Genomic DNA, 20,355 nt, shown 5'->3' with positions numbered 1-20,355 from the left:
CGAGGCAAGGAATAATGATGGGTGATCAGCGGATAGCCATGGATTATTGGGCATTCGACGACAGTATCGGCTATCTCGCGCGCCTGATCTTCCGTTCCTTTTCGCGGCTGCGCGAACATCAAACGCGCGAATATGGCATATCGTCGGGCCAATGGACGTTCCTGCGGCAGCTTTGGCGCGAAGACGGGGTCAGCCAGCGCGAACTCAGCCGCCGGATCGCTATGCGCGATGCGACGACGGCGGTGTCGCTCCGCACGCTCGAGCGCGCAGGGCTGGTGCGCCGCGACGTCAACCGGAGCGACCGGCGCGAAATACTGGTCCATCTGACGCCGCGTGGCAGGAGCCTGGAAAAGCAGCTTTTGCCGGTAACCGCCGAAATCCAAGTGCTTGCCACCCGCAGTTTGTCGGATGCCGAAGTCGATACGCTCAGGTTGCTGATGCTCCGCGTGATCGACAATCTCGCTCGCGCCGATCCCGAGCAAAAAAGGCCTCGTCTGTAGGGATGCGCCCGGAGCATCGTCGCGATGACAATGAAAGTTGATACTTCACAATCTGTTATCGACGGATATTCGTTTCAGCGTGAGCCTTTTTGGCTACTCTCCAATTCGTCGCGCGCGACGCGTTGCAATGCCTCGGCCTGCGCGTCCGACAGCCCGAGCTCGTCGGCGCCCATTTCCTTTGCGCCGAGCGTCGTCGGATCGACGCCGGTGATCGCGCCGAAGGTGACAAGCGCCGACAGATAGGAGCCGGCGACGCTCGCGTGATAATGGTCATAGGCCCACAGATCGAGCTGGCCATAGGCGACGCCGTCATAGGGGTTCGGGTCGGCGACGCCGGTCGCCATCGCCCGGCTCCAGGCCTGGCCGACCGGCACGACGCCCGCCACGGACGGATTGGCGGCGCGTGCACGGTCGGCCGCGGCGCGAAGGTCATCGGCCATCGCCGTCACCGGCTTTCCGTACCAATGCCCCCCGGGTTTGTACGTCTGGTCGGCGCGCGTCCATGTCGACGCAAGCCGGATGTCGACGGCGGGGTTGCGCGCCTTGAACAGCGCGGCGAGCCGGTCGACATTGTGCATGTAATTGGCGGGATCGCCCGGCTTGTCGCGGTCGAGCGTGCTGAATTCCTGCAGCACGACGATGTCCCATGGCCGGTCGAAGAGCTGGCGCCGCTCGTCATAATGGAAACCCAGCGACTTGCCGCCCTGCGTCTCGAGGCTGACCCGGTAATCGAGCCCCGCCTGCTCGGCGAACAGTTTGAACAGCGCGGGTACTCCGCCGTAACCGGCGTTGTTGAGGTCGGTGACCGATCCCGCGCGCCAGTTGCGCGCCGCCGAATGCGCCCCTTGCGTGAAGCTGTTGCCGATGAACAAGATCGTCTTCGGCCCCGCTTTGGGCGGAGCTGATGGGGTCGCGCCGGCGGCGGTCGGCGCGGGCGCGCTCTCCTTTGCCGCCCCCGCCGGCGCGATGGCGAGCGCGGCAGCGCCGATCAGGAACCAGATGCCGTGCCCGTTTTTCATATCAGAACTCCGCCGTGACCGAGGTGTACCAGTAACGTCCATAGGGGCTGTAAAGCGACCCCAGATAGCCCTCGGACGTCAGCGGTGGTTTTTCGTTGGTGATGTTGCGCACCCCGACGCGCCAGCGCATGTCGCCGCCGAGTCCGGCATCGTCGCGGATGCGGACCTGCGCATAGAGATTGCCGGTCACCTGCGACTTCACGCGCCAGGGATTGCCGTTCGTATCGACGAAGGCGAGCTCGTCGACGGCCCCGGTGTAGCGCGCGAACGCCCCGACCTGGAACTGGCCGAGCGACCAGGTCAGCGATGCGGTGCCGCGCCATTTCGGGCGCCCGTTCGCTTCGATCAGATTCTGCGATTCAGGAAGCGGCGTCGCGGCGTTGATGTCGCCGTTCGCGCGCGCCTCGACGAGTGCGTCGACCGCATCGCCGGGCGCGCGCGAGAATTTCAGCAGGCGCGTCGCGTTGACGGCAAAGTCGAACTTGCCGACGTCGGTCTTTGGCGACTGCCAGTAAAAGGCGAAGTCGAGCCCGCGCACCGTCTGCGGCTGGAGGTTGATGAACTGGTCGCGCACCGTGGTGATGCGGCCCACCGGGGCGATGCCGGTGCCCGCGAATGCGGTCACATCATCGGCGTTGGCGGCGTCGCGGATGACGTTCGGGTTCGACGAGCCTTGCAGGCGCAGCAGATAGTCGAGCGCGATCGCGGTGTCGTTGCCGAGGATGCCGACGATGCCCTTCTGCTTGATCGACCAATAGTCGACGGTGAAGGTCATGCGCCCGAGGTCCGACGGCAGGAAGGTCGGTTCGAACACCGCGCCGAGATTATAGTTGGTGCTCTTCTCGGGCTTGAGGTCGGGGTTGCCCGACACGCGGCGCGAATAGCCGACATTGTTGCCGCAGGCGTTGAAGTTGGCGATCCGCCCGGCGCGGAGGTCAACCTCGCAGCGCAGGAAATCCTGACTGGTCGCGAGGCGCGCATACTCGACCGCGTTGACCTGTTCGAGGTTCGGGGCACGGAAGCCTTGCGAGAAGGAGCCGCGCAGGCGGAACCCGTCGACGACGTCCCACGCCGCCGCGACCTTCGGCCGCGCGACGCTGCCGAAATCGCTGTAATGTTCATAGCGGCCCGCGAGCTGGATATCGAAGCGGCGGACGAGCGGGATGTTCATTTCCTCCGAGACGATCGGCACCGCGAGTTCAGCATAGGCGGCCGCGACGGTGCGCTTGCCATAGGTGTCGGGGTTGTCGCTGACCGCCGCGGCGTCGCTGATCGTCACCGCGCCCGAGACGGCGTCGATGAACGGACTCGACCCGTCGACCGCCGAATCGCGATCGTCGCGCTGCGTCTCGCGCCGCACCTCGAGGCCGAAGGCGACGCCAAGGTCGCCGCCGGGCAGGGTAAGCAGATCGGCGCGCGAAGCGCGGAAGTCGCCCATCGTCAGCGTCGTCTTCGACCGGCGCTGGAGCTGGAAGGTGATCGCGTCGAGCGCCGCCTGCGAACTCGGCGTGCAATCGCCCGAGCTCAGGCTGTCGATGCAGCCGCCGTTGAACGGGTTGTACGCATCGGGGGTCGCGAGCGCGAGGCTCTGCTGGAGCGCCGAACTGCGCACCGCGAGGCTGCTGTCGACCGCCGAGGCTTCGGAATAGACGAAGGCGCTGTCCCATTTGAAACCCGCTGTCTCGCCGCGCACGCCGATCAGGCCGCGCAACTGCTCGCCCGAGACTTTCACCGCCTGCGGTCCGGTATCGACGAAGCGATAGGTGGTGAGCAGCACCGGCAGGCCCGTCGCCGGCACGTTGACGAGGCCCGGTATGCGATTGGGGTTCGGCTGACCATTGATCGTCGCTGCACCGAACGGGTTGTAATAGTTGCTCGCCGGAATCCATATCTGGTTGAGGTTGATCACCGGCGGCTGGATGCGCGTCGTATTCGAGCGGTAATAGCCGAACTCGCCGAACAGCGTCAGATCGTCGGTCAGATCGTAATGGCCGTTCACAAAGGCGTTATAGCGCTTCACGCTGGGCATCACCGTCGTCCCGACCGCGGTGTCGTAGCGCAGGTTGCGGAAGGCGCCCGTGGTCGCGAGCGCGGTGTTGACGAGGCAGAGGTCGGCGGTGAGCTGCTGGGTGCAGCCGCCGAGGCTGGTCGGGCGCACGGTGAAGGCGCCCGCCGCAGTGGTCAGATTGGTCGTGCCGCGGCGCGGCCGGCCGCCGGCGACGGGGACCATCAGAGCGGGCCAGGCGCCGCGCGTTGCGCGCCCGTCGGGAGTCGTCGATCCGGCGAAGCCCGGATAGTCGGCGAACAGCGGGCGCAGGTCGGCCGAGGCGGTGAAATCCTGATCCTCCGCGCGCAGCGCTGTGCGGTCGGTATATTCGAACGACACGGTGATGTTGCCGCGGTCGAAGCTCTTGCCCGCCAGGATATTGCCCTGGAATTCGCGCAGGTGCGTGCCCTCGGCACCGCCATATTGTCCCTGGAGCCGGAGGCCGTCGTAATTGTCCTTGAGCACGGTGTTGACGACGCCCGCGACGGCATCCGAGCCGTAGAGCGCGGCGGCGCCATCGAGCAGGACTTCGAGCCGCTGGAGCCCGGTCGTCGGGATCGCGTTCGAGTTATAGCTCAGCACCGGGACGGTGCCGGTATCCGACAGGCCCTGGCTCGCGGGATGGGTGACGATGCGCCGGCCGTTGAGCAGCACGAGCGTGTTGCCGACGCCGAGCGAACGCAGGTTGACCGAGCCGACGTCGCCGCGCGCCGCGTTGCTCGTCTGCGCATTGTTGCCGGGGTTGAAGCTGACGTCGCCCATTTGCGGGATGTTGCGAAGCAGTTCGTCGCCGCTGACCGCGCCGATCGCGTCGATCCGGTCCTGGCCGACGACGACGACGGGCAGCGCTTCGGTAACGCGCGCGCCTTCGATGCGCGTGCCGACGACGACAATGTCGGTTGCCGCGGAGGTGTCGTCCGCTTGCGCTTCGCTTTCTGCCGCGACGCCGCTGTCCTGTGCCCGGGCCGGCGCGCAGGCGAGCAGGCAGATCGCCGTGCTCGTCAGCAGCATTGCCGATTTCGTACCTCTCATTGTCATCCTCCCTGTTATTTTTTCCGGACCTTTTCGGCCCCTAATCCATGTCCTGTTCGATCGGCGGCGCGGCGATGCCGGGCGCCGGATCGCCGTCGAGCGCCAGCCGCAGCTGTTCGCGGTCGAGCGCATTGTCCCAGCGCGCGACGACGACCGTCGCGACGGCGTTGCCGATAAAATTGGTGAGGCTGCGGCATTCGGACATGAAGCGGTCGATGCCGAGGATCAGCGCCATGCCCGCGACCGGAACCGAGGGCACGATCGACAATGTCGCGGCGAGCGTGATGAAGCCCGCGCCGGTCACCCCCGCGGCGCCCTTGGAACTGATCATCGCGACGAGGAGCAGTGCGACCTGATCGCCAAGCGACAGGTCGACGTTGCACGCCTGGGCGATGAACAGCGCGGCCAGCGTCATATAGATGTTCGTGCCGTCGAGGTTGAACGAATAGCCCGTGGGGACGACCAGCCCCACGACCGACTTTTCGCAACCCGCGCGCTCCATTTTCTCGATCAGGCTGGGCAGCGCGGCTTCGGACGAGGAAGTGCCGAGCACGAGAAGCAGTTCGGCCTTGAGGTAGCGGCAGAGCTTGAGGATCGAAAAGCCGTTGAGCCGGGCGACCGCGCCGAGCACGCCGAGTACGAAAATCAGCGAGGTCAGGTAAAAGGTCGCGACGAGCTGCCCGAGATTGACCAGCGATCCGAGGCCATATTTGCCGATCGTGAAGGCGATCGCGCCGAACGCCCCGATCGGCGCGGCGCGCATCAGCACCGCGACGAGCCGGAAGACGACGATACCGATCCGCTCAAGCAGGTCGAGCACGGGTTCGGCGGGCTTGCCGACCATCGACAGCGACAGGCCGAACAGGATGGCGACGAACAGCGTCTGGAGGATCGAGCCTTCGGTGAATGCCGAGAGGAAGGTGGTCGGGATGATGTCGAGGAGGAAGCCGGTCAGGCTGGCCTCGTGCGCCTTCTTGTCGAAATCGGCGACCGCGCTCGCGTCGAGCGTCGCGGGGTCAATGTTCATGCCCGCGCCCGGCTGGACCAGATTGGCGACGATCAGCCCGACGATCAGCGCGAGGGTCGAGAAGAAGAGGAAATAGGCGAAGGCTTTGCCCGCGACGCGGCCGACCGAGGCGATTTCCTTCATGCCCGCGATGCCCGTGACGACGGTCAGGAAGATTACCGGGCTGATGATCATCTTCACCAGCTTGATGAAACCGTCGCCGAGCGGCTTGAGCGCTTCGCCCCAGACGGGCCAGAAATGGCCGATGATGGCGCCGAGCAGGATGGCCACGAGGACCTGGACGTAGAGGTGGCGATAGAAGGGTGTCCTTCCCGCCGGCGTCTGTCCCATGTCCTGAATTGCGATTGCCGCCATGCGCTCCATCTCCCGGCACGGCTTTGCGCCGCTGCTTCTGGCAATTTTATGAGCGAGCTTGCGGGCACACCAAGCGGCTTCTGTTTGTCAGACAATCAATTGATAAATAAAGAATAATGATGAATTTCAGCAAAAGGGCGCTTACAATCTGTGTGATTTTTCGCTTAGTCATTCGTCATTTGTGCGATAATCCGCACAAATGACGAATCCGCTCCAGTCGATTGATTCGCGTGTGTCCGGCGCCGGGCGGCGGCTCGGCTGGGCCGCGGCACTGGCAGCGCTGTTGCTGGCCGCCATCGCGTTCGCGGCCTTCGGATGGGCGGGCGGGCACGCGCGTACCGCATCGGACATCGCCGCGGCACAGCAGGCGCGAAGCGCCGCCAGTCGCCTTGCGGGCGAGCTTCAGAAATTCCGCCTGCTGCCGCTGGTGCTGATCGAATATCCCGATGTGCACGACGTGCTCGGCGGCGGGGACGCTGCGACGGTGCGGCGTATGAACAGCAAGCTAGAATTGCTCGCCGAACGGACCGATGCTGCGGTCATCTACCTCATCGCGCACGACGGCCGGACGATTGCCGCGAGCAACTGGCGCGAGCCGCAGAGCTTCGTCGGCCAGAATTACGGGTTCCGTCCCTATTTTCGCGACGCGATGGCCAAGGGCGGTGCCGAACTGTTCGCGCTCGGCACGGTCAGCGGCCGCCCCGGCCTGTTCATCGCGCGCCGCGTCGAAGAGGCGGGGCGGACATTGGGGGTGATCGTCGTCAAGGTCGAGTTCGACCGGCTGGAGGCCGAATGGGCGCGCCAGCCGCTGTCGACCTTCGTCACCGACGACCATGGCGTCATCATCATCACCAGCCGCGAGGACTGGCGGTTCCGGACCCTCGCGCCGATCGACGCGCCGACGCGCGCCGCCATCCGCGCGGCCTTGCAGTTCGGCAATCTGCCGCTCACGCCGCTGCCGTTGACGCGCGACGGCGGCACCTGGACCGGCCCCGCTGTCCGCTACCGCGAAGCGGCCGTCGCGGTGCCGATGGCGGGCGCGCGGCTTTATGCCTTCCAGCCGCTGGCGCCCGCCGAAGCTAGCGCGAACGCGACCGCGCGGACGGCGATATTGATCGCGTTCATCCTGCTCGCGGCGCTCCTGATCTGGGTGTTCCGCGCGCGCGAAAAGCGGCGCTTGCAGGCAGAGGCGCGCCAGATGCTGGAGATAGAGGTGGCCGCGCGGACATCCGATCTGGTCGACGCGAACCGGCGTTTCCGGGCAGCGCGCGAGGAACTGGCGCAGGCGAGCCGGCTCGGCACGATCGGGCAAATTACCGCGGGCGTCGCGCACGAGATCAACCAGCCCGTCGCGGCGATCCGTGGTTTTGCCGAGAATGCCGGGAAGTTCCTCGATCGCGGCGACGCGAGCAAGGCGCGCGACAATCTGGGGACGATCGTGTCGCTGACCGAGCGGATCGGTGCGATCATCGCCGAATTGCGCAGCTTCGCCCGCCGCACCACGCCGACGATGGGGCCGGTCGACATCGGTCCCGTCATCGACGGCGCGCTCCTGCTCGTCGGCGATCGGATCCGCGAAAATGGCGTGGCGATCGAGCGAGTGGGGGAAGTTGCGGGGCTGCGCTGCGTCGCCGATCGCGTGCGGCTGGAACAGATCCTCGTCAACCTTCTCCAGAATGCGCTCGATGCGCTCGCCGGCCGTCCCGATCCGCGCATCCGGATCGAGACGGTGGCGGAGGGCGAGGTCGTCATCACCGTCGCCGATAACGGGCCGGGGATCGATTCCGACGTCGCCGACAATCTGTTTACCCCCTTCGTCACGGGCAAGGCTGACGGTCTGGGCCTGGGGCTGGGGATCGCGCGCGACATCGCGCGCGAATTCGGCGGCACGCTCGACCATATTGCCTCGCCGATGGGTGGTGCGGCGTTCAGGCTGGTGGTGCGCCGGGCATGAGCGCGTTCGTGACCCGCCAGCACATCATCTTCGTCGACGACGACGATGCCTTGCGCGCCGCGACGACCCAGTCGCTCGAACTCGCCGATATCGAGGTTCGCGCCTTTGCCGAAGCCGAAGCGGCGCTGGCCGAAATCGACGAAGGTTTCGTCGGCGCCGTTGTCACCGACATCCGGATGCCGCGCATCGACGGGCTGGAGTTCTTCGCGCGCATCCGGGCGATCGACCCGGACATTCCGGTCATCCTGATCACCGGCCACGCCGACGTCCCGATGGCGATCGGCGCGCTGAAGGGCGGGGCCTTCGACTTCCTGTCCAAACCTTACGCGACCGACCATCTGGTCGCGTCGGCGCGCAAGGCGCTCGAAACGCGGCGGCTCATTCTCGACAACCGGATGCTTCGCGCCGCCGCAGAAACGAGCGTCGACAGCCCGCTGATCGGCGACAGCCCGGCGATGGCGCAGCTGCGCGCGACCATCCTGCAGATTGCGCGCGCGGATATCGACGTGCTCGTCGAGGGCGAAACCGGCACCGGCAAGGAACTTGCGGCGCTGCTTCTCCACCGCAAGGGACCGCGTTCGGGACGCCCGTTCGTCGCGGTCGACTGCGCCGCGCTCCCCGAGCAACTCGCCGAAGTCGAATTGTTCGGCCACGACCGCGGTGCCGCCGGTTACGGGCCGGTCGCGCGCGAGGGACGGATCGAGCAAGCCGATCGCGGCACGCTGTTCCTCGATGGCATCGACAATATGCCGCTTGCGATCCAGGCGAAGCTGTTGCGTGTGGTCGAGGAGCGGAAGGTGCAGCCGATCGGTGCGACCGAGCCGCGGTCGGTCGACCTGCGCATTATCGCGTCGGCGCGGAGCGACCTGCACGAGGCAGTTCGCGCGGGAACGTTTCGTGAGGATTTATTTTATCGCCTCAACGTTGTCCGGCTGCAGATGCCGCCGCTGAGAGAGCGCAAGGGGGACATTCCGCAACTCTTCGCCCACTTCGTCGAGGAAGCGAGCGGCCGCGTCGGGGCGCAGGATTTCAGCATGGGTGACGCCGCCCGCCGCCACCTGATCGAGCATGACTGGCCGGGAAATGTCCGCGAGCTGCGCAATTTCGCCTATAGCGAAGTGCTCGGCATCGCGCCGCGCACCGGGGCCGCCAGCGAGGCGATGCCGACGCTGCCCGAGCGTGTCGCGCAGTTCGAGGCGCACGCGATCCGCGATGCACTGGCCAGCACCGGCGGCGACGTCGCGGCAACGCTCGCGATCTTGCGGGTCCCGCGCAAAACGCTGTACGACAAGATTGCGCGCCACGGGATCGAGATCAAAAGCTATCGGAAGTGACGGTCGATCGCCGGGCTGGCTGTGAACGGTTGCTCGGCGCTGTTGCCGCAAGAAATGTAAAATCTCGATGCAAGCGAGGCTAAAGCCAGCGGGGTGTCCGGAGCCTAAACTTTTTCCGTGAGGTTCGCAGAAACCTCGATCGGGAGAGATGGAATGGCAAGCATGGCCTTCTCGCGCGGCTTGATGGCCGCGCTGGCAATTTCGACATCGACCGCCGCGATGGCGCAGGACGCGGACAGCAAACCCGTTGGGGCCGAAGCCGCCGACGGCGATATCGTCGTTACCGCACAGCGCCGCGAACAGTCGCTGCTCGACGTGCCGCTCGCGGTCACCGCGCTCGGCGGCGACACGCTGGCCGACCGCGGCATCACCAATTCGGCGCAGCTCGGCGACGCGGTCCCGAACCTCCAGATCAACAGCCCCTATGGCGATACGCAGCCGAACTTCTCGCTGCGCGGTATCGGGGTGGCGAACGAATATAACAGCAATCAGGCCTCGCCCGTCGGCGTCTATCTCGACGACGTCTATCTGGCCCCGCGCACCAGCCATGGCATGGGGCTGTTCGACCTCGACCGGATCGAGGTGCTGCGCGGGCCTCAGGGCACGTTGTTCGGCCGCAATACCACCGGCGGTGCGATCAACTTCATCACGAAGAAGCCCGATTTGTCGGGAACCAACGGCTATCTGCAGGTCGGCTACGCCAATTTCGACACTTTTACCGCGCAGGGCGCCGCCGAGGCGACGCTCGCCGAGGATGTCGCGGGGCTGCGCCTCGCGGTGAACTACGCGAAGGGCGACGGGCAGATCAAGAATGTCTTCCCCGGCGGCCGCGACGCCGCGTCGGTCGACACGCTGCAGGGACGTGCGTCGTTGCGCGTCAAGCCGGTCGAGACGCTCGATATCGTGCTGCGCGCTTACGCCGGCCGCGATCGCGGGACGCAGGCGGCCGTGCATGGTCTCGAACCCTTCCGCGCCGGGCTTGGCTTTTTCGAGACGAACGAAAATCGCATCGGCGAGAACCGCACCGACGCATGGGGCTTTTCGGCGAATATCGCGCTCGAACTCAGCGATACGCTTAGTCTGACGTCGATCACCAGCTATGACGGCGGTAAGCAGAATCTCCAGCAGGCCGCCGACGGGTCGCCGCTCGATATCCTCGATATCAACTGGCGCTCGAGCTACCGCCAGTTCAGCCAGGAATTGCGCGGCAATTACGAGGGCGACGGGCTGACCTTCGTCGGCGGGCTTTTCTACGGCTGGGACCGCAATATCACGGACAACACGTTCAACCTGCCGCTGCCTCCCGCGGGCGGTTTCTTCCAGCATTACCGGCAGGTGCGCAAAAGCTATGCCGTCTTCGCGCAGGCCGATATCGATCTCGCCGACCGGCTCGTCCTCACGCTTGGCGCGCGCTACACCAAGGACAAGTCGCGTTACGACGATGCCTTCGCTTACCTGTTCGTCGGCGGGGTCGACGATCCGCAGACGCCGCTCGCCACGACGGTGCCGTGCGCCGGGGTCGCGGGCACCTGCCCCTATGATCCCGCCGCGCGCTTTGCGCTCGCCGACACCAACAACGCACTCACCGGCCGCGTGGCACTGAGCTACACCTTCGACGACGGCCCGCTCGTCTATGCGAGCTACAACCGCGGCTACCGCGCGGGTGCGGTCAACGGCGGCGGCTACACCTCGTCGAGCGGCATCGGCTATATCGAGCCCGAGCGCGTCAACGCGTATGAAATCGGGATCAAGGGCCGCGCGGGCGGCCGGTTGCTGACCTATGCCGCCTCGGCCTTCTATTACGACTATTCGAACCAGCAGTTACAGGACACGCGCGCCGGCCCCGTCTCCTTCCTCGTCAACGCGCCTTCGTCCGAAGTCTATGGCCTCGAAGTCGAAACGACGCTGCGCCCCGTCGACGGCCTGCGCATCGACGCCTCGCTCGGCTGGCTGCACTCGAAATATAAGGAGCTGACGCTGCAGGGTGCCGACCTGTCGGGCAATGAACTGCCCTTCGCGCCGAAACTCACCGCGCAGCTCGGTTTCGAATGGGACGTCGTCGACCTCGCGGGCGGCACGATCACCTTCGCACCGAACATGGCCTATTCGAGCCGCCAATATTTCTCGCCGTTCAACGAGATCAACGCGCCCGGATCGCCGCAGGTGAACAGCGAATTGCAGCAGGGCGCGAATGCCAAGGTCAATGCGTCGCTCAGCTGGTCGAATGACGCGCTGACGGTGCGCGCCTTCGCGAACAATATCTTCGAGCGTAAGACCTATGGTTATGGCCTTGACCTTCGCGGCGCGGGTTTCCCGTACAACTTCCTCGTGCCGTCGGCCCCGCGCACCTATGGCGTGTCCTTGCGCTACAGCTTCTGACGATGACCGACCTCAAGGATCCGAACCTTTACGTCGGCGGCATGCCCTATGCCGAGCTTGCGGCGTTGCGCGCCGCGGGCTCGGTTCACTGGAATCCCGAAGAGGATGGCGCGGGGTTCTGGGCGGTGCTGGGGTTCGACGATATCGTCACCGTGTCGCGGCAGGCCGATCTCTTTTCCTCGGCGCACGAGAATGGCGGGCACCGGATCTTCAACGAGAATGAGGTAGGGCTGACGGGGGCGGGGGAGTCGGCGATCGGCATCCCCTTCATCTCGCGCGATCCGCCGACGCACACACAGTATCGCAAGTTCGTGATGCCCGCACTGTCGCCCGCACGGCTCGAGGGGATCGAGGCGCGGATCGCCGAACGCGTCGAGCGGCTGTTCGACGCCGTGCCGTTGAACGAGACGGTCGACATATTGCCGCTGCTCACCGTGCCGCTGCCGCTGCTGACACTCGCCGAACTGCTCGGCGTGCCGGCGGAGATGTGGCACGACCTTCATCGCTGGACCGACGCGTTCGTCGGCGAGGACGATCCCGATTTCCGTCAGTCGCCCGAAGCAATGGCGGCGGTGATGGGCGAGTTCATCGCCTTTGCCTCGGCCTTGTTCTCGGAACGCCGCGCCAACCCCGGCCCTGACATCGCGTCGCTGCTCGCGAATACCGAAATCCACGGGCAACCCGTCCCGCTCGGCGATTTCATCGGCAATCTCATCCTCGCGCTCGTCGGCGGCAACGAGACGACGCGCAATTCGATCAACCACAGCCTGATCGCCTTCGCGGGCAACCCCGATCAGTGGGATGCCATCCGCGCCGACCCCGGCCTGCTGCCGAACGCGGTCAAGGAAATGGTGCGCTACGCCAGTCCCGTCGTCCATATGCGCCGCACCGCGACGCGCGATACCGAACTCGGCGGCAAGCAAATCCGCAAGGGCGACAAGGTCGTCGTCTTCTATCCCGCCGGCAACCGCGACCCCGCGGTATTCGCCGAACCCGACCGCTTCGACGTGTTGCGTCCGATCCGCCAGCACCTCGCCTTTGGCGCCGGTACGCATGTCTGCGTCGGCTCGCGGCTTGCCGAAATGCAATTGCGACTCGCCTTTGCGCAAATGGCGCGTCATGTTCGGCGCATAGAGATCATGGGAGAGCCGAGCCGCGTGCGCTCGAACTTCATCAACGGCTTCAAGCGGCTCGACGTCAGGCTGGTAGCGTGAAAAACGAGAGTGTCTGGGATAACAAGGAAATCATCTGCGACGTTCTCGGCCGTGCGCCCGACGTCGAGATGGGGTCTTTCGGCGATGGCTGGTCGCTCTGTCGCTGGCGCCAGTTCGTCGGCAGCTACACGCTCCCCGCGCTACCCCAGCCGATCTTTACCGTGCATGTCGCGGGCAAGCCGCAGGTCAAGACCTGGGACCGCGACGGCTGGACCGAAACGAGTTCGATCCCCGGCTGCGCGACGATTGTCCCCGCCGGTATGCCGACCGGCTGGCTGGTCGATGGCGAACTCGATGTCGTGACCTTGTCGATGTCGTCGGATGTCCTTGCAGGCCAGCCGCACGCCGACCAATTCAACAAGATGCGCTTCGCCTTCGCCGATCCCTTGGGCGTCGCACTGACCCGCCAGATCCTCTCCGAACTTTACGCGCCGCAGGCCGAGGAGCGTACCGCCTATGTCGCGGCTATGGTGAATGCGCTAAAGGCGCATATCCTTTCGGGCCCGCCCGCGCACGGCAACCCGACCGAGATTCCGGTGTCCGATTTCTCGGCCTACCGCCTCCACAAGATCATGAACGCGGTGCTCGCCAATCCCGCCGAGGAGCATAGCCTTGAGGCGATGGCCGCAGTCGCCGGGGTGACCCCGTCGCATTTCTGCCGCCTGTTCAAGAAGGCAACGGGCATCTCGCCGCATCAATATGTGATGAAGGCGCGGCTTGATCGCGCGCAACAGATGCTCGTCCAGACCGAACTCAGCCTCGCCGCCTTGTCCGAGGCGACGGGCTTCACCAGCCAGAGCCATTTCAGCCGCGCCTTCCGCGCCTGGTTCGGCATGGCGCCGAGCGACTATCGCCAGCAGGAACGGCGCGGGCTTCACTGAACGGAGAAGACAATGACCGAAGCGACGGCCGCCGTGGTGCGTCAGCCCGGCGGCGATTTCACGATCGAGACGATCGAGGTCGAGGCACCGCGCGCGGGCGAAGTGCGCGTGGCGATCGCCGGCGTCGGCCTTTGTCACACCGACCTGATCTTTCGTGACCAGTTCGCTCCCTTCGCGCTGCCCGGTGTGCTCGGTCACGAAGGCGCCGGCGTGATCGAAGCGGTCGGCGAGGGCGTCGAGGGGCTTGCGGTCGGTGACGAAGTCGTCGTCGGCTTTTCGAGCTGCGGCGCCTGTCCGCGCTGCGACGAGCATCTGCCGAGCTATTGCCAGAGCTTCGTGCCGCTCAACTACGCCGGGATGCGGCTCGACGACGGCTCGACCGCCTACGCCAAAGGTGATGAGCGCGTCACCTCGCATTTCTTCGGCCAATCCTCCTTTTCGGCGCTCACCGTCACCCGCGCGCGAAACGTGGTGAAGGTCGACACGTCGAACGTCGCGCTCGAACTGCTCGGGCCACTGGGCTGCGGCTTTCAGACCGGCGCGGGCGGGGTGATGAACTCGCTCGCCTGTCCCGCAGGGTCCAGCATCGCGATCTTCGGCGGCGGCCCCGTGGGGCTGGCGGCGGTGATGGGCGCGGTGATTCAGGGCTGCTCGACGATCATCCTCGTCGAACCGGTCCCGGCTCGCCGAGCCATTGCGCAGGATCTTGGCGCAACGCATATTATCGATCCGGCCGAGGCGGGCAACCTTGCCGAAGCGCTGCGTTCCATCATTCCAGCCGGCCTCGACTTCGCTTTCGACACCAGCGGCGTCGTCCCTGTGATCGAGGCGGGGCTTGCCGCGCTCGGCAGCCATGGCGCGATCGGCCTCGTCGGCGTGCCGTCGAAGGCCGACGCTGCGCTCAGCGTCAATATCGCGGCGCTGATGACCCCCGGCCACCGCATCCTCGGGATTATCGAAGGCGACAGCGATCCGCAGATATTCATCCCCGAACTGATCGCGCACCATGCCGCGGGACGTTTTCCGTTCGACAAGCTGATAAAAACCTTCCCGCTCGCCGAAATCAACGAGGCGCTGGCGGCGCAGGCGCGCGGCGAGTGCATCAAGGTCGTGCTGATACCCTGAAGACACCGATAAAGCTGGAGAGAGACGATGGATTTCGACCGCGACTACGCGATGCTGATCGGCGGCAAGCTCGAAGGCGGTAACGCAGGCTTTGATGTGCTGAACCCTGCAAACGAGCAGGTGATCGGCCGCGCACCAGACGCCAGCGCCGACGACCTCGGACGCGCCATTGACGCCGCGCGCGCCGCCTTTCCCGGCTGGGCCGCCACGCCGATCGAAGAACGCAAGTCAGCGCTCAATGCGATGGGTCAGGCGATCCTGGCAAACGCCGACGCCTTCAAACGCCTGCTCACCGCCGAACAGGGCAAACCCCATGCCGAAGCCGAAGGCGAAGTCATGGGCGCGGGATACTGGCTGATGGGCGCTGCGAGCCTCGACCTGCCCGTCACCGTAAACGAGGACAGCGACGAGCGGTACAGCGAGACGCGCCATGTCCCGCTCGGTGTCGTCGGCGCGATCGCACCGTGGAACTTCCCGATGGTCCTCGCGATGTTCAAGGTCGGCCCGGCGCTGCTGGCGGGCAATACGATGGTGCTGAAGCCATCGCCCTTTACGCCGCTGGCGACGCTGAAATTCGGCGAGCTGGTCAAGGATATCCTCCCGCCCGGCGTGCTCAACATCGTCACCGGGGGCGACGCGCTCGGCCCGTGGATGACGAGCCACAAGGGCTTCGACAAGATCAGCTTTACCGGGTCGACCGCGACCGGGCGCCGCGTGATGGAATCGGCGGCGCCGACGCTGAAACGCGTCACGCTCGAACTCGGCGGAAACGACGCCGCCATCGTCATGCCCGACATCGACGTCGAAAAGGTCGCCGAGGAGCTGTTCTGGGCCGCGTTCCGCAACAATGGCCAGATCTGCATCGCGACCAAGCGCATGTATGTGCACGAGGACATCTACGAGCCGCTGAAGGAGGCGCTGGTCGCCTATGCGAAGACGGTGAAAGTTGGCGACGGGTCCGAACAGGGGACGCAGATCGGCCCGATCAACAACGAAGCGCAATATCGCCGCGTGCTCGACCTCATCCAGGACGCGAAGGACAAGGGCTATACATTTCTTGTCGGCGGTGAGCCGGCCGACGTGCCGGGCTATTTCATCCCAGTCACCATCCTCGACAACCCGCCCGAGGACAGCCGCATCGTCCAGGAGGAGCAGTTCGGTCCGGTGCTGCCGCTGCTCAAGTTCGACGATCTCGACGATGTCGTCGCGCGTGCCAATGCGACCGATTACGGCCTCGGCGGTTCGGTGTGGGGACAGGATGAGGATAAGGCGTTCGAGATTGCGCAGCGCATCGCGAGCGGCACCGTCTGGGTCAACGAGACGCAGCATCTCTCCCCCACCGCAGCGTTCGGCGGGATGAAGCAATCGGGTGTCGGGGTCGAAGGCGGGCTTGAAGGCTTGCTCGAATATACCAACGCCCAGACGATTGTGCGACGGAGGCCCGCTATCAGTCGATCGGCGTCGTAAACCCGTTCGTTCGCTATCGACCATGTCGATTTCGGGCAGCTTGAGTCCGCTGCGATCGCGGGCGCAGAATATGCGCTTATGGTGCCGGCTGTCAGACTCGAACTGACGACCTACCGCTTACAAGGCGGTTGCTCTACCAACTGAGCTAAGCCGGCGCTTTCGGCCCCCCTAAGCATTTTTCGGTCGGATGGAAATATCTGACGCTCTCAAAAAAATGCGGGGACCCGGAAAGCTTCAAATAATGCCAAAGGTCCAGCCTTCGGTTCTTGCCAGCGCATCGGTGAGCGGGGCGGGGCTCCAGCGGGCCGTGTCGGCTGCGATCGTCCGCAGCCAGGCGGCGGTCAGCAGCGCGTCGCTCGCGTGGTCGCTGACGGGACCGCGAAGGCCGGTCGCTGGCGATCCGAGCATCGCCAGCGCGCGGTCGAGCGCCGCGCCGTCGCGGATCTTGCTGCGCCCGGCGGGTACGCCAGCGGCGCGCGCGGCGAGGCTGGTGTAGATTTCGACAAGGAGCGTACCTTGGGCGGGCACGGGGTCGATCGGCCAGAGCGGTATCCGGCCACCCAGCCGGTGCAGCAGACGCATTCCCGTAAGGCTTGCCTTGCCGACCTGCGCCGCCCCGACGAGGTTGAAGTTGCTGACGCTCGCCGCCTGTTTTGTCGCGCGCTGATGATGTTCGACGACGCGCAAGCGGCCCGCGCCGGCCTCGAACAGGTCGCCGACGTCGCCGCGGCCGTGGCGGAAATGCCGGTGCGCTTCAGGGTGTGCGAGGAAGCCGCCGATTTCATGGTGCGGATCGGCGTGGGCAAGCCGCTCGACGAGCGCCCAGAGGGCGCGGATATTGTCCGGACTCGCGGCCCATTCGGGAAAATAGGCGCCCCGGTCGGCGAAGGCGAAGGCGGCCGAAAAATCAAAGCCGATCAGCATGTCTTCGCCCGTCGCGGCCATGCTCTCCAGCCAGTCCAGCACTTCTGCTCGCGACCAGATATGCCCCGGCCGCACCAGCGCGGGCGCCGCCGTGCCGCTGGCGACCGCCAGCGCGATCCCGCGCTGCCGCGCGCCGCGGGCACCCGACCAGTCGATGGCGACGAAATGGGAGAAGCAGCGCATCTGCTGGCCTTAGCGCATCCAACTCATCTTGCACAAAGCCACTGTGCGCCCCACATGCACCCCATGCTCATCGAAACCGAATCGACGCCCAATCCCGCGACGCTCAAATTCCTGCCCGGCCGGGCGGTGATGGAGGCGGGAACCCGCGATTTTGCGAGCCCCGAAGAGGCTGAGGCGTCACCGCTTGCGAGCGCGCTTTTCTCGCTCGGCGACGTGACGGGCGTCTTCTTCGGTCGCGATTTCGTATCGGTGACGATCGCGCCGGGCGCCGAATGGGCCGATGTGAAGCCCGACGTGCTCGGGATCGTGATGGATCATTTCCTCGCCGACGTGCCCCTGTTCAACGCGGCGAGCGCGGGTTTTTCGGTTCCGGCCGAAGACGAGGGCTTTGCCGACGACCCCGCCGATGCCGACATCATCGACCAGATCAAGGAACTCATTGAAACGCGCGTTCGGCCCGCGGTCGCCAATGATGGCGGCGACATCGTCTATCGCGGTTTCGACAAGGGCAATGTGTACCTCAAGATGCAGGGCGCCTGCGCCGGATGCCCTTCGTCGACCGCGACGCTGAAGAATGGCATCGAGTCCCTCTTGAAACATTATGTTCCTGAGGTAACGGCAGTTCACGCCGTCTGACCAATCCACTCCAGGAGATTGCCCCATGAGCGAGCCGCTTTCCGACAGCGCTCTCGACCAGCTGTTTCGTACCGCGCGCACCTATAATGGCTATCTCGACAAGCCGGTGTCGGAGGCGCAGCTGCACGCGATATGGGACCTGATGAAATTCGGCCCGACGAGCGCGAACAGCCTGCCGGCGCGGATCGTCTGGTGCGTGAGCGATGCGGCGAAGGCGAAGCTCGCCGCGCACGCGATACCGGGGAACGAGGAAAAGATCCTCAAGGCGCCGGTGACCGCGATCATCGCGAGCGACAATGAATTTTACGAACACCTCCCCGAACTCTTTCCGCACACGGATGCGCGGAGCTGGTTCGCGGGCAACGAGACGCTGGCGCAAACGACGGCTTTTCGGAACGCGAGCCTGCAGGGCGCCTATTTCATCCTTGCCGCGCGCGCGCTCGGCCTCGACACCGGGCCGATGTCGGGCTTCAACAACGCGGCGGTCGACGAGGCTTTCTTTGCCGACCAGCCGAATGTGAAGAGCAATTTCATCTCGACCCTCGGCTATGGCGACCCGGCGAGCATCTTCGAGCGCAGCCCGCGCCCGGATTTCGCGCGCTTCAACCGCATCGCCTGAGCGAAGCGTTCTCCGACCCATGCGGCACCTGGTCATCGATTCGGCGAGTGAGGCCTGTTCGGTGGCGCTGCTGGAGGCGGGGTCGGTCGTCGACTATCGTCACGAGGTCATCGGGCGCGGCCATGCCGAACGGCTTGTGCTGCTCATCGCCGAACTGGCGGGCGGCGGGCGTGCCGATGCCATCGTCGCGGGATGCGGCCCGGGCAGCTTCGCGGGGGTCCGCATCGGTGTCGCCGCCGCGCGCGCACTCGCGCTCGGCTGGCAGGTGCCGGTGCGCGGTTTTTCGACCCTCGCGCTGGTCGCGGCGAGCGCTGCCGACGCGATCGCCGCGGCGGGCGGCGCGCTGGTGGTGATGGAGGGCGGCCATGGCCAATGGTTCGTCCAGCCCTTTGCCGCCGATCTTTCGCCGCGTGCTGCGTTTCGCTCGCTCCTGCCCGACGATGCGATCCTGCTCGCCGACGAACTGGTCGTGGGCAACCGCGCGGAGCCCTTTGTCGCGCGCCGCGGTTCGGGGCGCGCGCTCGCCATCCTTCCCGACGCGCGCGCCTTTCTGCGGCTTCCTCCCGGCGAATTGATCGACGAGCCAAGCCCGATCTATGGCCGCGCGCCCGACGCCAAGCCGATGGCGCCGGCATGACGGGCGAAATCCGCCTCGCCACCGCGCGCGTCGCCGATCTTGCCGCGGCGATGCGCGTGATGGATGCCGCGTTCGAGCCCGCCTATGGCGAAGCGTGGAGCGGCGCGCAGTTGCTGACATTGTTCGCGCTCCCCTCGGCGCGCGTGTGCCTCGCGTGGGATGGCGAACAGGTATGCGGTTTTTCCGCCGCGCGTATTGCAGGGCCGGAAAGCGAATTATTGTTACTCGCAGTCGACCCGCATTTTCGCGGGCGCGGTATTGGCGCATTATTGTTGAAGGACTGGCAGGCCTGGGCCGCTGGCGAAGGCGCTGAAGACTATTTCCTTGAAATGCGCGCCGACAATGATGCCGTTCATCTTTATCGGCGGTCGGGCTTTTCGGAATGCGGACGGCGGACCGCCTATTATCGCGGCAATGACGGCATGGTTCGCGATGCGATCACGATGCGGCGATCGGGCGATAGCGGCACCGCCAACTGATCGATCATTGCGGAATTGCATCCAGAGTGGCAGTAATCGCGACGGCGAAAGAAAAAATCCAATATTTGCCAGTCGCTCTTCTGGGTAAGATAAGCAAGGAATAGTCTCATGTCCGATCAAGCCGATACCAATGAGATGCTCGTTACGCTGACCGCCGACATTGTCGCGGCGCATGTCAGCAACAACAGCGTCGCCATTTCGGATCTCTCCATATTGATTAACAACGTCCATGCCGCCTTGTCGGGCCTGGGAAGCGATCCGGTTGTCGAGGAAAAACTGGTGCCCGCGGTGTCGATCCGCACCTCGGTCAAACCCGATTATATCGTCTGTCTCGAGGACGGCAAAAAACTCAAGATGCTGCGCCGCCACCTGATGACGCATTATGGCATGACGCCCGACGACTATCGCGCGAAATGGGGCCTGCCTGCCGACTATCCGATGGTTGCGCCGAATTATGCCGAAAAGCGCCGTGCGCTGGCGAAGGAAATCGGCCTCGGCACCAAGGGTCGCGGCGGTGGCCGCAAGCGCAAGGCGAAGGCCTGAC

Annotated in this window: 17 protein-coding genes and 1 tRNA gene; 13 read left to right on the top strand and 5 right to left on the bottom strand. The window is 65.4% G+C overall.

Annotated elements, in window-relative coordinates:
• The first annotated feature begins 17 nt into the window (after positions 1 to 17).
• Positions 18 to 500 (top strand): MarR family transcriptional regulator, encoded by a 483-nt coding sequence (locus VGN62_RS07695; RefSeq protein ID WP_327452434.1) that lies wholly within the window; start codon positions 18 to 20, stop codon positions 498 to 500.
• 74 nt (positions 501 to 574) lie between these two features.
• Here the strand turns inward: VGN62_RS07695 and VGN62_RS07690 are convergent, their stop codons facing one another.
• Genes VGN62_RS07690 through VGN62_RS07680 form a run of 3 tightly spaced genes read right to left on the bottom strand, consistent with a single transcriptional unit; the run spans position 575 to position 5,979 of the window.
• Entirely contained in the window at positions 575 to 1,519 is a 945-nt protein-coding gene (locus tag VGN62_RS07690) for a DUF4886 domain-containing protein (protein ID WP_327452432.1), read from the bottom strand.
• A gap of 1 nt (position 1,520) precedes the next feature.
• Positions 1,521 to 4,598, bottom strand: a complete 3,078-nt coding sequence (locus VGN62_RS07685) for a TonB-dependent receptor domain-containing protein (RefSeq protein WP_327452430.1) — start codon at positions 4,596 to 4,598, stop codon at positions 1,521 to 1,523.
• A gap of 40 nt (positions 4,599 to 4,638) precedes the next feature.
• A complete protein-coding gene (locus tag VGN62_RS07680; RefSeq protein ID WP_327452428.1) occupies positions 4,639 to 5,979 on the bottom strand; it encodes a dicarboxylate/amino acid:cation symporter in 1,341 nt (446 codons plus the stop codon).
• Between the two features lie 199 nt (positions 5,980 to 6,178).
• Between VGN62_RS07680 and VGN62_RS07675 the strand changes: the two genes are divergently transcribed.
• From VGN62_RS07675 to VGN62_RS07645, 7 genes are all read left to right on the top strand, one after another.
• Positions 6,179 to 7,933 carry a sensor histidine kinase gene (locus tag VGN62_RS07675; protein ID WP_327452426.1) on the top strand — a complete coding sequence of 585 codons (1,755 nt, stop codon included), beginning with the start codon at positions 6,179 to 6,181 and terminating at the stop codon, positions 7,931 to 7,933.
• Positions 7,930 to 9,267, top strand: coding sequence for a sigma-54 dependent transcriptional regulator (locus VGN62_RS07670; protein ID WP_327452424.1), 1,338 nt, complete (start codon positions 7,930 to 7,932; stop codon positions 9,265 to 9,267). Before VGN62_RS07675 ends, VGN62_RS07670 begins: the two co-directional genes overlap by 4 nt.
• A 153-nt stretch (positions 9,268 to 9,420) precedes the next feature.
• A complete protein-coding gene (locus VGN62_RS07665; protein ID WP_327452422.1) occupies positions 9,421 to 11,646 on the top strand; it encodes a TonB-dependent receptor in 2,226 nt (741 codons plus the stop codon).
• A gap of 2 nt (positions 11,647 to 11,648) precedes the next feature.
• Positions 11,649 to 12,860: a cytochrome P450 gene (locus VGN62_RS07660; protein WP_327452420.1), complete on the top strand. Its 1,212-nt coding sequence runs from the start codon at positions 11,649 to 11,651 to the stop codon at positions 12,858 to 12,860.
• Positions 12,857 to 13,741 (top strand): AraC family transcriptional regulator, encoded by an 885-nt coding sequence (locus VGN62_RS07655; RefSeq protein ID WP_327452418.1) that lies wholly within the window; start codon positions 12,857 to 12,859, stop codon positions 13,739 to 13,741. The genes VGN62_RS07660 and VGN62_RS07655 overlap by 4 nt, the downstream gene beginning before the upstream one ends.
• 12 nt (positions 13,742 to 13,753) lie before the next feature.
• Positions 13,754 to 14,866: an NAD(P)-dependent alcohol dehydrogenase gene (locus VGN62_RS07650; protein WP_327452416.1), complete on the top strand. Its 1,113-nt coding sequence runs from the start codon at positions 13,754 to 13,756 to the stop codon at positions 14,864 to 14,866.
• A 27-nt stretch (positions 14,867 to 14,893) separates the two neighbouring features.
• Complete coding sequence (locus tag VGN62_RS07645) at positions 14,894 to 16,333, top strand: aldehyde dehydrogenase family protein (RefSeq protein WP_327452414.1); 1,440 nt, start codon at positions 14,894 to 14,896, stop codon at positions 16,331 to 16,333.
• A 79-nt stretch (positions 16,334 to 16,412) separates the two neighbouring features.
• On the opposite strand, the gene VGN62_RS07640 is transcribed toward VGN62_RS07645, so the two are convergent.
• Together VGN62_RS07640 and VGN62_RS07635 are read right to left on the bottom strand one after the other, a co-directional pair.
• Positions 16,413 to 16,488: transfer RNA gene (locus VGN62_RS07640), tRNA-Thr, on the bottom strand.
• Positions 16,489 to 16,567: 79 nt separating this feature from the next.
• Positions 16,568 to 17,440, bottom strand: a complete 873-nt coding sequence (locus tag VGN62_RS07635; RefSeq protein ID WP_327452412.1) for a hypothetical protein — start codon at positions 17,438 to 17,440, stop codon at positions 16,568 to 16,570.
• 63 nt (positions 17,441 to 17,503) lie between these two features.
• Here VGN62_RS07635 and VGN62_RS07630 point away from each other — a divergent pair, with 63 nt between their 5' ends.
• From VGN62_RS07630 to VGN62_RS07610, 5 genes are all read left to right on the top strand, one after another.
• Positions 17,504 to 18,076, top strand: coding sequence for a NifU family protein (locus tag VGN62_RS07630; protein WP_327452779.1), 573 nt, complete (start codon positions 17,504 to 17,506; stop codon positions 18,074 to 18,076).
• Between the two features lie 25 nt (positions 18,077 to 18,101).
• Positions 18,102 to 18,695: a malonic semialdehyde reductase gene (locus VGN62_RS07625; RefSeq protein WP_327452410.1), complete on the top strand. Its 594-nt coding sequence runs from the start codon at positions 18,102 to 18,104 to the stop codon at positions 18,693 to 18,695.
• A gap of 19 nt (positions 18,696 to 18,714) precedes the next feature.
• Positions 18,715 to 19,332 carry a tRNA (adenosine(37)-N6)-threonylcarbamoyltransferase complex dimerization subunit type 1 TsaB gene (gene tsaB / locus VGN62_RS07620; protein ID WP_327452408.1) on the top strand — a complete coding sequence of 206 codons (618 nt, stop codon included), beginning with the start codon at positions 18,715 to 18,717 and terminating at the stop codon, positions 19,330 to 19,332.
• A complete protein-coding gene (locus VGN62_RS07615; RefSeq protein ID WP_327452406.1) occupies positions 19,329 to 19,811 on the top strand; it encodes a GNAT family N-acetyltransferase in 483 nt (160 codons plus the stop codon). The genes tsaB and VGN62_RS07615 overlap by 4 nt, the downstream gene beginning before the upstream one ends.
• A 108-nt stretch (positions 19,812 to 19,919) precedes the next feature.
• Complete coding sequence (locus VGN62_RS07610; protein WP_327452404.1) at positions 19,920 to 20,354, top strand: MucR family transcriptional regulator; 435 nt, start codon at positions 19,920 to 19,922, stop codon at positions 20,352 to 20,354.
• The last annotated feature ends 1 nt before the right edge of the window (position 20,355 follow it).

This window comes from Sphingopyxis sp., assembly GCF_035998905.1.
Lineage (GTDB): Bacteria > Pseudomonadota > Alphaproteobacteria > Sphingomonadales > Sphingomonadaceae > Sphingopyxis.
The sequence above is the reverse complement of the archived record's forward strand: the minus strand, read 5'-3'. Positions and strand labels throughout refer to the sequence as shown.

Coding starts and splice junctions, on each gene's coding strand:
- VGN62_RS07630 (WP_327452779.1), top strand. CDS start 17,504: ATGCTCATCGAAACCGAATCGACGCCCAATCCCGCGACGCTCAAATTC.
- VGN62_RS07660 (WP_327452420.1), top strand. CDS start 11,649: ATGACCGACCTCAAGGATCCGAACCTTTACGTCGGCGGCATGCCCTAT.
- tsaB (WP_327452408.1), top strand. CDS start 18,715: ATGCGGCACCTGGTCATCGATTCGGCGAGTGAGGCCTGTTCGGTGGCG.
- VGN62_RS07680 (WP_327452428.1), bottom strand. CDS start 5,979: ATGGCGGCAATCGCAATTCAGGACATGGGACAGACGCCGGCGGGAAGG.
- VGN62_RS07610 (WP_327452404.1), top strand. CDS start 19,920: ATGTCCGATCAAGCCGATACCAATGAGATGCTCGTTACGCTGACCGCC.
- VGN62_RS07645 (WP_327452414.1), top strand. CDS start 14,894: ATGGATTTCGACCGCGACTACGCGATGCTGATCGGCGGCAAGCTCGAA.
- VGN62_RS07685 (WP_327452430.1), bottom strand. CDS start 4,598: ATGAGAGGTACGAAATCGGCAATGCTGCTGACGAGCACGGCGATCTGC.
- VGN62_RS07625 (WP_327452410.1), top strand. CDS start 18,102: ATGAGCGAGCCGCTTTCCGACAGCGCTCTCGACCAGCTGTTTCGTACC.
- VGN62_RS07690 (WP_327452432.1), bottom strand. CDS start 1,519: ATGAAAAACGGGCACGGCATCTGGTTCCTGATCGGCGCTGCCGCGCTC.
- VGN62_RS07650 (WP_327452416.1), top strand. CDS start 13,754: ATGACCGAAGCGACGGCCGCCGTGGTGCGTCAGCCCGGCGGCGATTTC.
- VGN62_RS07675 (WP_327452426.1), top strand. CDS start 6,179: ATGACGAATCCGCTCCAGTCGATTGATTCGCGTGTGTCCGGCGCCGGG.
- VGN62_RS07615 (WP_327452406.1), top strand. CDS start 19,329: ATGACGGGCGAAATCCGCCTCGCCACCGCGCGCGTCGCCGATCTTGCC.
- VGN62_RS07670 (WP_327452424.1), top strand. CDS start 7,930: ATGAGCGCGTTCGTGACCCGCCAGCACATCATCTTCGTCGACGACGAC.
- VGN62_RS07665 (WP_327452422.1), top strand. CDS start 9,421: ATGGCAAGCATGGCCTTCTCGCGCGGCTTGATGGCCGCGCTGGCAATT.
- VGN62_RS07695 (WP_327452434.1), top strand. CDS start 18: ATGGGTGATCAGCGGATAGCCATGGATTATTGGGCATTCGACGACAGT.
- VGN62_RS07635 (WP_327452412.1), bottom strand. CDS start 17,440: ATGCGCTGCTTCTCCCATTTCGTCGCCATCGACTGGTCGGGTGCCCGC.